Below are 13,478 nucleotides of genomic sequence, written 5' to 3' on the forward strand. Positions count from 1 at the left end.
CCATAAAGTTGCTCCGAGAGGGAAACATGACAGCTGTCCAGTCTAAGGTCGACTTTGCCCATGAAATATTGCGGACACGCATTGTGGGCTCTCAGTATGCAGCCGGACAGCGTCTGATCATCGACAACCTCGTCAAGGACATCGGCGTCAGCCAGGCCCCCATCAGGGAGGCACTTCGTCGGCTGGAAGCCGAGGGACTGGTTGAATACGGGACAAACTCAGGACCTTCCATCGTTCAGCTTGATAAGACACATTGGTTCAACCTTATGGAGATGAAAGCCGTCCTGGAGGCGTACGCCACCCGCGCCGCAGCCCCCCTGCTGTCCCGTGAGGAGATCTCAGCGCTCCGCGAGACCAACGGTAAGCTGTTGGGCGCCTTGGAGGAGTTCGATTTTGAAGCATGGACAACGCTGAACCGTCAATTTCACGAGATGATTCATGGTCGCTGCCCCAATGTTCTCCTGATCCGGGAGCTTCAGCGGCTCTCCCAATGGACCGATACTGTCAGCAGCTTGGTGTTCGCCCGCGAACGCGGCATCATCATTCAGACCTTGGGACTATCTGCGGGTAAGGAAACCATCGGCTTCCATACACGGATCATCGACGCCATCGAGAACGGCGAAGCCGACACTAACCTCGAAGAGATAAGCCGCGAGCACACGCTGGTCCTGGTACGCCGTGTCCAGGAGAAACTGAGCAATCGCAGCGCAGCCTAACTGGATTCCAATTCTTAAAAACGGCGAGGCAGCCCTAAGGGGCCGGCCTGCCTCTTTCGTTGGGTCGCTGCCAAGCTCGAGCTGTCTACTCCAACGCAGGCTGTATGACCGGCAAAGGGCCTACTTCCTACGGCCAACGCCTACGAGCGGAACCAGTCGCTCGTATGTTGGACCAGTTCCTTTTGTGACATGGATTCAACACCGTCCAAGGACCGTTGAACCTGTTCTTCCGTTGCCCAGAGCCTGTTGGACTTGTCTCCCAATGCGTAGACGGATCCAGTAACCTTCATGAGCTGGTCCGGGCGCAACACGAGAACGTTTCTGTGCCGCAGAACATGTTGCATGAGTTCTGCGTATAGCTCCGGGTCGTATCCGGTGGAGGAGGTGCTCACTATCCCCAGCTCCTGGGCCGGTCCACGCAACGAGTTCGTGAGCTCATCCAGGAGATCCGGCGAGGCGTTGTTACTTTCGTACGAGCCCTCCCCCTGGCTCTCCATGTCCGCGGCTCGCTGGCTTTTCAGCCTCAGCTGAAGGTCCTTGGTAGGGGCCACCAGAACGAATAGCGTGCCCGGCCCTCGCAGGCCTGGTTCGGCCACGTCGTCAACGACGTGGGCGAGTTCTGAGAACCTACCGCCGATGTGTGGGGCTTCGACGATGAGCAAATCATCCCTGTCGGCGTGCTGGGAATACCAGTCTCCGACGGCCTCCCGGACCCAAGTGCCCATCGCCGTTCGGATGCCCTCATGGGTGACGCCATCAATTTCGGGATATGTAGCCGACGCCGAAGGGTGACTGTCCCAGGATTCTCGCGAGACGTCCCATTGCATGACGGTGCTGGGGCGTCCGTCTGTGTCGGCTGCCGCCGCGATCTCACGGACGAGGAGGCTCTTCCCTGTACCGGGCAGTCCGACGACGACGATACAGCGGAGCCCTGCGATTCTGCTCCACAGTTCGTGAAGGTATGGAGCCGGAGGACTCTTCGGTTTGTCTGTCACGGGTTTTCCCGTCACCGGAACTGGTCCACGCTGATCATGTCGCCGACTACAACCTCCACCACAGTGGGTTTGCCGGACCTGAAGGCGTTCTCGAGTACCGGGGCCAGTTCCTGCGGCGATGTGGCACGTCCGTAGGAGGCTCCGAATGACGTGACGAACTGCTCGAAGTTCGGGTTAACCAGGTCGGTGGCTATCACCTTTCCACCGTAAAGGTCCCGTTGCATCTGCTGGACGTTGCCGTACTGGGAATTGTTGAAAAGAACCGTGACCAGTCCGATATTGTGCTGAACTGCAGTTGCCAACTCCGTTGCGGCGAACATGAAACCACCGTCGCCTGTCACCGAAAGCACGCGCCTGTCTGGTTTTGCCACCTTGGCTCCCAGGGCAGTGGGGAAGCCATAGCCGAGCGTGCCCATATAGCCGGTGGAGATGAAAGTCCGGGGCTTGTAGACGGGCAGCAGGATGCGGCTGGCAAAGCCGACTTGGGTGAGTTCATCGACGAAGATGCCATCAATGCCGAGCGCCTCGCGAATGACAGTGAGATAGGCGGTCTGCTGGTCCAGTACGGCGCTGCGTTCCTGCCACTCCTTATGCACCAGTGTCATTTGCTCGGTGATGTCGGCATTTTGGATGCCTCTCTTTTCCAATCCTTCGATGAGGACCGGCAGGTGTGATTCGAGGCGCCCCGTGATTGCCGCATCGGGCTGGCCATAGCGGCCGTGGACAGTCTGGTCGACGTCGATCCGGATCACCTTGCGCGCACCTCTCCCCCAGCCCTGGAGAGCTGAACGGGCGCTGCCGCCCAGAGCGATGAGCACATCAGTCTCGGCCCACAGGGGCTTGGCCTCGGGCAGGAAGCAGCTTAGGGGATGCCGGCTGTCGACGATGCCGCGTCCTGTGCGGTAGCCGACCACGGGTGCCTGAAGAATTTCAGCAAGCCGTGTGACTTCAGCTGAGACATCCTGTGCCCCGTTGGCGACGAAGATCATGGGATTCTTGGCGTTGGCCAGGATGGAGAGGGCTTTTTCTATTCCTTCCTCATCGATGACGTCTTGGGGACCGTCAGCGACGGGGAACCGGTCCGGGACCGGAGCACGATGCTCCAGCACGTCCATCGGCACCTCAATCGCAGCCGGACGGGGCCGTCCGGTGTTCAGGGCGCGGATGGCAGCCGCAATTTTGGTTCCCGCTTCTGCTGGATGGGTGACCCTGTCGTAGTGCTTTGTCAGGGAACGAAGGAGCCCAGGCTGGTCCGGGACCTCATGCAGCGTTCCCATTTCTCGGCCAATCATCTTCTGCGGGACCTGACCAGTGAGGAACAGCATCTTTGCATTCAGGCCGTACGCAGTGGCAAGCGCCGCCCCGGCGTTTAGTACGCCTGGCCCCGGCACAACATTGCAGACGCTTGGCTTGCCCGTGGCCATGGTGTGGCCCAGAGCCATGTATGCGGCGCCCTGCTCATGACGGGTGTGGATCACGCGAATGTCCTCTCCCGCGTCATAAAAGGCGTTGTAGAGCCAGTCGTTCTGTACCCCAGGCAAGCCGAAAATGGTGGTCAGGCCGTTCGCCTTAAGGCTGTTGACGACGGCTTCGCCGCCGGTGTTGTACGTGGTCATAACTTAGATCTCTCCTTTGATGGGAAGTGGGACTCGCAGGAAGTCGCTGCCAACCCAGGTCTTTCCGGGAAACTCGACGCCGGCTTCGGCCAGTATTTCCTCGTCTGACACCGGTCCGAAGGTGCCGACGGGGCTAAGGAGAAGGGCTTTCGCCTTGGCAGAGGCCGCGATCCGGGCGGCGCCCGTTGGGTCGCTGTGGACTGAATTCATGCGGGGTAGTACGCGGGCTGCCCTCGCTGGGCTGAGGTAGTCCGCAGCGTTGGCCAGATACGTGGTTTCGTGGACGAGCAAGTCCGCGTCCTGAGCGAGCCTGGCCAGGAAATTGGAGGGCCGCGTGTCCCCTGAGAAGCACACACTCAGGCCCGACTGGTCAATTCTGTAGCCGAAGGCATAAGGCACCGGTTGATGATCAACCAACACCGCGGTGATCACCGCATTGCCAAGTTGAATGATCGCATCCGCCTCGATTTCGATGACCTCGACAAACTCCCTCAGATGCTTCCGTCCTTCGTCATCCATGCGGGAGCGGATGTCGAATTCGAAAGCTTCGTAATGGAGCTCGAAAAGTCTCTTCAAGGGCGGTGGCCCGATGACCTGGATAACCCTGTCCAGCTGAGACCACGCCAAGTGCAGCAACATGGCGACGTCAGCCACATGGTCGATGTGATGGTGCGTTATGAGAATCCGTCTGAGCCTGCTCAGATCCAGCCCTGCGGTGACAAATTGGTTGACCGTGCCGTTTCCACAGTCGATGACCGTCACCCCATCATCGATGACGAGGGCATGCGATACCGGGCGCCGGCCGGGCTTGGGTGTGGGGCCACCGGCAGAGCCAAGTACTACGACTTCATTTACGCTCGGGCGTCCGGATACCGTGTCTGCAGTGCTGTTCATTGTCCTGCCCTTTCCGTCCTCGTCATCATGCCTGCGTGGGAGCCCATGGACTCCGGGGCGGGGGGCGAAAGCTTGACTGCAAGGGTGAACGCGGATGTCAGCGCCGGACCGAGAGAGGCACCGGATCCGGCATAGCCGGGGCCCATGAGGGCGGCTGCGGATTCGCCAGCGGCGAAAAGGCCACGGATAGGTTCGCCGCGGTGGTCAAGTACACGTGAAAATTCGTCGGTGACCAGACCCCCCTTGGTGCCATTTGCGCCCAGGGTGATGGGCACGGCAAAGAACGGCGGTTCAGTGATGGGGCCAAGGCACGGGTTGGGTTGATGCGCTTGGTCCCCGTTGAACCGGTCGTGCGCGTTTGCGCCGCGGCTGAACCTTCTGTCCGCTCCGGTTCGGGCTGAGTTGTTGTTCTCTGCCACAGTCAGGTGCAGGGCTGCGGCATCGATGCCGCAGTTCCGGGCAAGGGATGAGAGACCGTCCGCCTCGATGAATTCCTTGGGCGCCGGTGCCGAGGGCCCGATGCCTGCTATGGATCGGGTGCTCCTGAAGTTCGCATCGAAAATGAGCCATGCGGGTTGGTTGGGGAACCGATGACCCGCAGCGTCAAACGTGTAGAACGACTTGCCCAGATCGTTGTAGGAGCTTGCCTCATTTACGAAGCGGACGCCGGCCGCGTTCACTAAAATCGAGCCTGGGAAGGCGAGCTCCCGAACCACATTCCTGTGGAGACTTACGCCGTCGATGGTCTCTCCCTCAATAGATGCGGCGGCAGTCCACCAGGCTTCGCTCATTCCGCGTAGCCTGCCTCCCAATGCCGTGCCCAGCCGGAGACTGTCCCCTAGCGAACCGGGAGCAGCCGTCGGAACAATCTCCACGGGCGGAAGAAAGTCCTTCCGAAGATCGGCGCTGCGGGCAAAACCGCCTGAGGCGAGGACGACGTTCTGGGCCACGATCTCCCCTTCCTCCATGCCGAGCACGAAGTCTCCAGCCAACCGGCTAACGGACGTGACCCGGGCGAGGGTTCGCAGTTCAACGCCACGCCGCAAGGCCGCCCTTACGAGTCCCGCAACAAGTCCGGATCCCTGGGTCCGCACATCCGACGCTTCCCGCTCCGCCACGAGAACGTTGTCTATCCCAGTGCGGGTCTCGGGCCCCGTGAGGGGACGCCTTGTAGGAGAGGTACGTGTTCGTTCCTTCCAGGCGCCGAGATCCTGGGCCGGAACGGGTAGGGGTTCAACAGTGCGGCCCATCGCCGCGCCGGCCCAGTCCGGGTGGTAGTCGGGGCGGTCAATATTAACGACAGGTATGTTGAGCTCATCCTCAAGGTAGGTGACGAATTTGGGTGCATTTTCCAAGAAAGACCGCAGACTGGCCGCTGGGGATACCCCAAGCGTCACCCGCTGAAGGTAGGCCATTGCTGCGTCGGCAGAATCACTGAAGCCTTCACGGATCATTGCGGGCGAACAGGGAATCCACATCTGGCCGCCCGACAAGGCAGTGGTCCCGCCAAGGAAATCTGTTGATTCCAGCACGATCACCGAAAGACCGCGGTCAGCTGCCGCGCAGGCTGCAACGAGGCCCGCTCCGCCAGAGCCGACCACCGCTAGGTCATATGTACGCCTGCTCATGGTGCTGTTCCTTCAGTAATAGTCGAGAACAATTGGAAATCCTATAGGATGAAACCGGGACTAGATAACTGAACTCGTGCCGCAATCCCTTTCGCATACAGCAGTGTGGCAACTAGAGCACCAGGATTTTGGAGAGAAAGTCGCGGGCACGCTGTGTGGTTGAGTTGGTGAAGAAATCTTCGACAGGAAGATCCTCCAGGATTCTGCCGTGGTCCATAAAAACCACCCGGTCGGCCGCTCGTTTGGCAAACCCCATTTCATGGGTAACGCAGAGCATAGTCATACCCTCCTTTGCCAGACCGGTCATCACAGCAAGTACTTCGTTAACCATCTCTGGATCAAGCGCAGAGGTTGGCTCGTCGAAAAGCATGATTTTTGGGTCCATGGCCAAGGTGCGGGCTATCGCAACCCGCTGCTGTTGCCCTCCGGACAAGCTCTGCGGGTACTTGTCTGCGTGCGCCTCCAGGCCTACACGGGCCAGCAGCTGCGCGGAGCGCTCCATCGCTTCCTTTTTACTCCGACGGAGTACTTTGACCTGCGGCAGAGCCACGTTCTGCAGTGCTGTGAGGTGCGGAAAAAGCTCGAAGTGCTGGAACACCATTCCCACGTTGAAGTGCAGCTTCCGGGGCACTTTCTTCCTTGGCTGCAGCGTGAAGCCCGCGATGTCTATGGATCCGGAGTTGATTGGCTCCAATCCGTTCAGGGTCTTAATGAAGGTGCTCTTGCCCGAACCCGAGGGGCCGCAGATTACGACAACCTCCCCTTTCTCCACCTGGAGGGAACAATCGGTCAGGACCTCTACGTCCCCATAGGACTTCGATACGCCCTTAACACTGATCATCTGTTCTTCCTTTAGTCGGATATCGGGGTGCTTCTTTCGGCACGCCCTGTACCAGGGCGGGTATTCCGTTCATCAAGGCAGATGCGCTTCCGGGGTCAGTGGTGAAGCGCACGGAGGAACTCGATAAAACGGGGATGGGTGGCGTTGTCGATGGTTTCCTTTGCCGGTCCGTCCTCTGTGATTTGGCCGTTCTCCATGAAGATCACCCGGCTGCCTACTTCCCTCGCGAACGCCAGTTCGTGTGTTACGACCACCATGGTCATTCCCTCGGAGGCGAGCTGTTTCATTTCCTCGAGAATGTCGATCCGCAGTTCCGGGTCCAGGGCGGACGTGGCTTCGTCAAAGAGCATGACCTCCGGCTGCATTGCGAGGGCTCGAGCAATCGCAACCCGTTGCTTCTGCCCGCCGGAGAGGCTGCTGGGGAAATAGTCCTTCTTATCCTCCATGCCCACTTTGCGGAGCCCGGCCAGCGCTAGCCTTTCTGCCTCAGCCCGGTCGGTGTTTTTGGCCCGGAGCGGACCGATCATTGCGTTCTGCAGCACCGTCCGGTGCGGGAACAGATTGAAGCTCTGAAATACCATGCCCATGGACATTCGCCATGCGGCGATGGCCCGCATTTCTGCCCGTCGGGCCTTGAAGTCGAAAAAATCAATCTGGCTGTTGGACCACGTGCTGCCCTTGAAAGTTATCCTTCCGGTGTCGGGGGGCGCGATGAGGTTCATGGACCGCAAAAGGGTACTCTTTCCGCAGCCACTGGGACCGACCAAAACCACTACTTCACCCGGATAGATATCCAGATTGATGCCTTTGAGGACAGTCACTTCCTTGGGCGTCCCTGCGTTATAGGTTTTCCGGACGTTTCGAAGGGAAATAATTGGCACCCGCGCCTCGGTCGCCGCCGGCTGCGCATCTGGTTCCTGCGTGGGCTTGAACTCGCCGGCTTCGATGTCCTCATCAGTCATGAGTTCATCCTCATTCCTAACTAGCGGATCAGTCATGGCTTTGGGCCCCTTTCATACGGTGAGTCCACCGTCCGCTGTCAGCGCTGCTCCTGTGATGTAGGAGGCGTCGTCGCTGGCCAGGAAGGCCACAACGTTGGCGATCTCCTCATAGCGTCCTTCTCGCTTGAAAGGGACAATTTCCCGCACTCGGTTCCGGCGATTCTCGATCATCTCGTCCGATGAGATAGCTTTCCGATCGGCCATGAAATTTTCGAGAATGCCAGCACAAACTGCGTTGGCCCTGATGTTCGAACCGGCGAAGTCACGGGCGGTCACTTTGGTGAGTTGCAGCAGCGCGGCTTTGGAAACGCTGTAGGCGGCTTCGTTGTTCGATGCCTTGAAGGAGGCAATGGACGCGGTGTTTACAATCACCCCACCGCCGGCTCTGACCATTCCCGGTACAACGCGGGACGTCATCATGAACGCGGACCGAAGATTGATATTCATCGTCAGATCCCATACTTCAAGGCTCGTTTCAACAACGTTTCCTGTCGGATTGACTCCCGCATTGTTGAACAGGACGTCGATCCTGCCGAACTCCGACAGGCCGGCAGCCACTACATCGTTCACGACACTTTCTTGGGCAATGTCGCCGCCCAATGCCACCACAGATGAACCGAATTCGGCTCTGCATTTGGCAGCGAGAGTTTCTACCTTCTCCTGGTCCAGGTCTGTGAGGATCAGCTTGGCGCCTTCCGCGGCGAACTTTCTGGTGGACGCCTCACCCAGACCCCCGGCAGCTCCTGTTATCAGGACTACCTTTCCTTGGAAACGCATGAGAACCTTTCGATTTGATGAGTGGTGTCCACGAACGTGATCATGGAATGCGCAGCTTTCTCTCGACCCAGGAGCTGAAGGTGGTAAGGATGAACACGACCACCACATACATGAGTCCGACGAGCGTGTAGTACTCGAAGTACTGGAACGTCAACGCCGCCGTGTGGCTGGCCCGGTACATGATGTCAGCGACACCGATGACGCCAATGATGGACGAATCCTTCAGGATGATGGTCAGCTGGCTCACCAAGGACGGTATGGCCACGCGGATTCCCTGCGGCAGGATGATGTCCGTATAGGTGCGGCCCGTGGACATTCCCAGGACGGCTGCAGCCTCGCGCTGCCCGCTTCCGACACTGGAAAGCGCTGATCGGAGGATTTCGGCAATGTAAGCGCTGTTGAGGATAGTGAGGCCAATGATGCCTGCGACGATGGGTGGAATGGGGACGCCTATGATGGCAGGCAGTGCGAAGTAGATAAAGAGGACGTAGACATAGGCCGACAGCGATCTGAAGATTTGCGTCAGAGTGAATGCCGTCCTTTCGAGCCACTTCAGCCCGCTCAAACGCATCAGAGTCAAAACCAGGCCACCAACACAAGCGAGGCCGAAGGATGCGAATGATACAGCGAGAGTGATGTAAATGCCCTCAGAAATTGCCCCTGTTGAGCCCAGGACGGGACCCCAGGTGGACCATAGCTTCTCGAACCAGTCGGTCATTTGATCTTTAGCCTCCGTTCAGTGAGGTTGAAGGCGAAGGAGGCTGCGAAAGCCATCAGGACCAGAACTATTGCCAGTGCCCCATAGGCTTCGAACGGCAGGAACAGACTCGTGGAGATTTCCTGGGCCACGAAGACGGCCTCCGCGACACCGATAACAGCAGCGTAGGTGGCTCCTTTGAGCTGCATCACGAAAACGTTTCCCAACTGGGGCAAAGCGATGCGGATCGCTTGGGGGAAGAGTACCGATGTGTAGGCCTGCCACCGTGTCATGCCAAAGGACTTTGCTGCCAGCGCCTGTCCCTTGTCGAGGGCAAGGAACGAGGACCGGAAGACCTCTGCGGTTACCCCGGAGGTTGCTATGCCGAGAGCGATGATCACGGCGGCTATAGGTGGGATGTTGATTCCGATGACCTGAGACACGCCGAAGTAGACCCACAGCAGCAGGACGTACAGCGGCGCTCCTCGGATGATCTGGACAAGAATGTACGAGACGGTCCGGGAAAACCCGTTTCCGCGAGACATCGAGGCCAGGCAAAGTCCAATGACGACCGTGAGGGCGAAGCTTGCCAGCGCGATGTAGATGTCCACTGCGGCTCCGGCAAGGAAGAGGTCATACCGGCTGAGGACTGCGCCCCAATTCATATCAGGCATTATTTCCTATGTGCGTATTGGGCGGCCAGCGTTCGGGTTAGACCTGTATGAGGCCGCCGCCTGGGCCGACGGTCACGACCGGGAGCTTGAATTCACTCCGAAGCGCGTCGCCGACCCATTTGTTCCAAAGCGCAGCGATCGTTCCGCGTCCGGCATGATGCCGCAGCCAGTTCGAAATCCAGATGTGTGACTTGTAGTCACCATGAGGCAACAGAAAAGTGTTAACGTCCACATAAAGGGGCTCGCCCGGCAGGACGGTCAGGCCCGGGTTGTTTCGAAGCCCATTCATGACATTGAAGATTGAGGCCAGTGTAATGTCAGCCCGTCCGGAAGCCACCTCTGCGATCGCCACCGTCGCGTCAGCCAGAGCAACGAACGTGGCCTTCGGATAACGCTGGGCGCCAATTGATGCCTGGGAGGATCCCTGGATCACGGCGATCTTCACAGCGGGATCGTTCAGAGCCTCATCCGTTTCGATAGTGCTCCCGGGCTTACGCAGCGCGTAGATGGGTGCATAGTTCGCAGGGATGTCAGCGAACAGGCCCTCATTGGCCCGGGCGGGCAGATTCGTGACGGGTTCGAGCATTTCAACCTTGCCTGACACCAGCGCGGGTACAAGCTGCGCGAAGGGCATTTCCGTGAAGTTGATCTTTATGTCTTTGTCCAGATCCGCCATCATCATCTTGACCATCTCCACACTGAACCCGTCCGGTTCACCGGCGGAGTTGCGGAACTGCATCAGCGGAGTGGAGAATTCCCAGCCCAGGTTTGCCTCTTTTGTCCGCCGCCACTTGTCCACCAAGGGTTCCTTGTCGGCAGAGGAGCCCGCGCCGGTGGCGCCCGCGCCCCCGTCTGCTCCCGGGATGAGCCGGGTCAGTCCAAAGACTGCCGCGCCGGCTGCTGCGCCGGCGATCAGCCCCCGGCGGCCAGGATGTTCGTTCGTGGTAGTTACAGGTGAAGTGTCGGAGTCATGCTCGGTCTTGTCGCTGATGGCCATTTCAGGTCCTTTCCTGATTTGGACGTGCCCTCGCGGCCACGTCTCTGTGATGTTAATCATGCTATCGCATATCGTATAGGAAAACCTACAGGTTTCTTTCTTGGTTGAAAGTTTTGCCGGATTTCCAGTGAGCAGCTCGGAATCGGGAGAGCGCGTTGTCGTTCCCTTGATGACAAGCGTCCTGCACAAAAAGACAAGGTAGCTGCCAAGAACCTGAACCAGACTTGCAGTAACCTGATCGGCTATCCGGCCGTGCTCAGCTGCCTACTCGAAGTGGAGTAACCCATGGAATCCTACGATGCACTTCTCGCGTCCATCTCTGACACCTCCGAGACCACGCGGACGATTTTTGATCCTGCAACAGGCGAACCGGTGGGCGAAGCGCCCGTCCATACGCTCGAATATCTTGAGCAGGTAATCGACGCCGCCCAGGCAGCCCAATCAGGCTGGGCGGACTTGGGCCACGACGGCCGGTCCGCCGCGCTCCTCAAGGCAGCCGACGCCGTCGAGCGCTCAGCAGAAGAACTCGCCCAGCTTCTCTCGCGCGAACAAGGCAAACCGCTCAACGGACCCAACGCACGCTTCGAAGTAGGCGCCTGCGCCGCCTGGCTGCGCACGGCCGCCACCATCCCCCTGGACCCGGAAACAATCGTGGACGACGGCGAGACCCGCGCCGAACTGCACTACAAGCCAATCGGCGTCGTAGGGGCCATCGGGCCCTGGAACTGGCCCATGATGATTACCGTCTGGCAGATCGCGCCTGCCCTGCGGATGGGCAACGCCGTCGTGGTCAAGCCGTCCGAATACACGCCGCTCAGCGTGCTCGCCCTGATCCACGTCATTAACCAGGAGCTGCCGGAAGGCCTCCTGGGCGTGGTCTGCGGCAGTCGCGAAGTCGGTGCCCGCATGACCGAGCATCCCGCCATCGGGAAAATCATGTTCACTGGCTCAACCGCCACCGGCAAGGCCATCATCAAGTCCTCCGCGGACACCGTCAAACGGCTCACGCTGGAACTCGGCGGCAACGACGCTGGCATCGTGCTTCCCGACGCGGATCCCAAAGCCATCGCTCAGGACCTCTTCTGGGGCGCCTTCATCAACACCGGCCAGACCTGCGCGGCCCTCAAGCGCCTCTACGTCCACGACGATGTCTACGACGCCGTCTGCGAAGAACTCACCGCCGTCGCGGCCGCAATGCCCATGGGTAATGGCATCGACGAGAACAACGTACTTGGCCCTCTGCAGAACAAAGCACAGTACGACATTGTGGCCGGCCTCGTGGACGCCGCCCGCGACAGCGGGGCACGTATCCTGATCGGCGGTAACCCCGACCCCGACCAGCCCGGCTACTTCTACCCCACCACGCTGGTAGCCGATATCGACAACGACAACCCACTTGTGGCCGAGGAGCAGTTCGGCCCGGCCCTGCCGATCATCCGGTACAGCAACCTGGACGACGCCGTGTCAAAGGCTAACGGCCTCGACGTCGGTCTCGGCGCCTCTGTCTGGTCCTCCGACCTTTCTGCCGCGCGGGAGGTAGCCGCACGCATCCAGGCGGGAACCGTCTGGATCAACAAGCATGGCGCTGTAGATCCCCGGATCCCGTTCGGCGGAGCCAAGCAATCCGGCTATGGCCTCGAGTTCGGTGTTGAAGGGCTCAAAGCACTCGGCGTACCGCAGGTTATCAACGGCTAAAACCGCCACAAGCGTCTGGCAACGACGAGATGCCCCCGTTGTGTGACGGGGGCATCTTTTGTGGTCTGGAGTTGAAGGGAAGGGGAAGCGTCACCTTTCGGCGTGGCGGCTCCCTTGTTCCTTGATGAACTTCGTAGCCCGCTCGGCGATCATGACTGTCGGCGCATTCGTGTTACCTGTCGTCACCAACGGCATTATTGCGGCGTCTGCTATACGGACCCCCGCAAGGCCCCGGCCCCTTAGCGTCCGAGGGTCAACAACGGCGTTGACGTCGACACCCATCTTGCAGGTTCCGACCTGGTGGTGGTAGGTGATGACTGTCCTGCGAACATACTCTTCGAGCTCGTCATCGGACACGTGGGGTCCCGGTAGAGCTCGACGGCGCCCCGCTCGGCCAACGCCTGTGCTCGGCCTAGCTCACGGCACTGCCGCTGAGGCGACGAGGGCTTTTAAGTCCTGCTCCTCATTCAATGCGCCCAGATCGATCAGCAGAGGATCCTCGTGGGCAGGGCCGGAGAGTTTGACGGCTCCCCGGTCTGATGGTTGTGCACGTCGAGCAGGCCTGGCATCAAAAACGAGCCGTGGAGATCAACAATCCGGGTCTGAGGCCCGCATGGCAGCTCCGCATCATGGCCGACCGCCAGAACCTTGCCGTCCTTCACCGCCAGTTTGGAAACCAGTGGTTGGGCGGTATCCATGGTAGCGATGGTTCCATTGACCAGTACCAGATCCGCAGTATTCTCAAGAACGCGAACTCAACCCCTTCAGTAGTGATGACATGACTCCAGCGTGAGCCCGGGGCCCACCTCGTTGTACTTGCGCGCACGCCACTTGACTCTCCGCGACTAGCCCAGATGCAGAACGCTCTGGCGAATCTGCAGGAATGTAAACGCGGGGAACAGAGCGCAGGCGGGCGACCAGGGTTGCGGCGAGCAACGCCGTCGCTA

At 59.6% G+C, this 13,478-nt stretch carries 14 protein-coding genes; 3 read left to right on the top strand and 11 right to left on the bottom strand.

Annotation, left to right across the window (positions count from 1 at the left end):
- The first annotated feature begins 26 nt into the window (after positions 1-26).
- Positions 27-716, top strand: a complete 690-nt coding sequence (locus M1E05_RS12560; protein WP_461163136.1) for a GntR family transcriptional regulator — start codon at positions 27-29, stop codon at positions 714-716.
- Between the two features lie 140 nt (positions 717-856).
- On the opposite strand, the gene M1E05_RS12565 is transcribed toward M1E05_RS12560, so the two are convergent.
- From M1E05_RS12565 to M1E05_RS12610, 10 genes are all read right to left on the bottom strand, one after another.
- Entirely contained in the window at positions 857-1,711 is an 855-nt protein-coding gene (locus tag M1E05_RS12565; RefSeq protein WP_461163137.1) for an ATP-binding protein, read from the bottom strand.
- 11 nt (positions 1,712-1,722) lie between these two features.
- Positions 1,723-3,327, bottom strand: a complete 1,605-nt coding sequence (locus M1E05_RS12570) for a thiamine pyrophosphate-dependent enzyme (protein WP_461163138.1) — start codon at positions 3,325-3,327, stop codon at positions 1,723-1,725.
- 3 nt (positions 3,328-3,330) lie between these two features.
- The gene (locus tag M1E05_RS12575) at positions 3,331-4,221 is read right to left on the bottom strand and encodes an MBL fold metallo-hydrolase (RefSeq protein WP_461163139.1); all 891 of its coding nucleotides are present in this window, start codon (positions 4,219-4,221) and stop codon (positions 3,331-3,333) included.
- Complete coding sequence (locus tag M1E05_RS12580; protein ID WP_461163140.1) at positions 4,218-5,849, bottom strand: FAD-dependent oxidoreductase; 1,632 nt, start codon at positions 5,847-5,849, stop codon at positions 4,218-4,220. The genes M1E05_RS12575 and M1E05_RS12580 overlap by 4 nt, the downstream gene beginning before the upstream one ends.
- Positions 5,850-5,961: 112 nt before the next feature.
- Positions 5,962-6,690 (bottom strand): amino acid ABC transporter ATP-binding protein, encoded by a 729-nt coding sequence (locus tag M1E05_RS12585; protein ID WP_458114282.1) that lies wholly within the window; start codon positions 6,688-6,690, stop codon positions 5,962-5,964.
- Between the two features lie 95 nt (positions 6,691-6,785).
- On the bottom strand, positions 6,786-7,652 hold the full coding sequence (locus tag M1E05_RS12590) for an amino acid ABC transporter ATP-binding protein (RefSeq protein WP_458114283.1): 867 nt from the start codon (positions 7,650-7,652) through the stop codon (positions 6,786-6,788).
- Positions 7,653-7,703: 51 nt separating this feature from the next.
- Positions 7,704-8,468, bottom strand: a complete 765-nt coding sequence (locus tag M1E05_RS12595; protein ID WP_461163141.1) for an SDR family NAD(P)-dependent oxidoreductase — start codon at positions 8,466-8,468, stop codon at positions 7,704-7,706.
- A 40-nt stretch (positions 8,469-8,508) separates the two neighbouring features.
- Positions 8,509-9,186, bottom strand: coding sequence for an amino acid ABC transporter permease (locus tag M1E05_RS12600; protein ID WP_458114285.1), 678 nt, complete (start codon positions 9,184-9,186; stop codon positions 8,509-8,511).
- Positions 9,183-9,839 (bottom strand): amino acid ABC transporter permease, encoded by a 657-nt coding sequence (locus M1E05_RS12605; RefSeq protein WP_458114286.1) that lies wholly within the window; start codon positions 9,837-9,839, stop codon positions 9,183-9,185. Before M1E05_RS12605 ends, M1E05_RS12600 begins: the two co-directional genes overlap by 4 nt.
- A 37-nt stretch (positions 9,840-9,876) precedes the next feature.
- Positions 9,877-10,836, bottom strand: coding sequence for a substrate-binding periplasmic protein (locus M1E05_RS12610; RefSeq protein WP_458114287.1), 960 nt, complete (start codon positions 10,834-10,836; stop codon positions 9,877-9,879).
- A gap of 285 nt (positions 10,837-11,121) precedes the next feature.
- Here M1E05_RS12610 and M1E05_RS12615 point away from each other — a divergent pair, with 285 nt between their 5' ends.
- Positions 11,122-12,531 (top strand): aldehyde dehydrogenase family protein, encoded by a 1,410-nt coding sequence (locus M1E05_RS12615; RefSeq protein WP_461163142.1) that lies wholly within the window; start codon positions 11,122-11,124, stop codon positions 12,529-12,531.
- Positions 12,532-12,621: 90 nt separating this feature from the next.
- Here M1E05_RS12615 and M1E05_RS12620 read toward each other — a convergent pair whose 3' ends face one another.
- Positions 12,622-12,888: a GMC oxidoreductase gene (locus M1E05_RS12620; RefSeq protein WP_458114289.1), complete on the bottom strand. Its 267-nt coding sequence runs from the start codon at positions 12,886-12,888 to the stop codon at positions 12,622-12,624.
- 224 nt (positions 12,889-13,112) lie between these two features.
- On the opposite strand from M1E05_RS12620, the gene M1E05_RS12625 reads away from it, so the two are divergent.
- The gene (locus tag M1E05_RS12625; RefSeq protein ID WP_461163143.1) at positions 13,113-13,313 is read left to right on the top strand and encodes a hypothetical protein; all 201 of its coding nucleotides are present in this window, start codon (positions 13,113-13,115) and stop codon (positions 13,311-13,313) included.
- Positions 13,314-13,478 lie beyond the last annotated feature (165 nt).

It is taken from the genome of Arthrobacter sp. R4-81 (assembly GCF_054792365.1).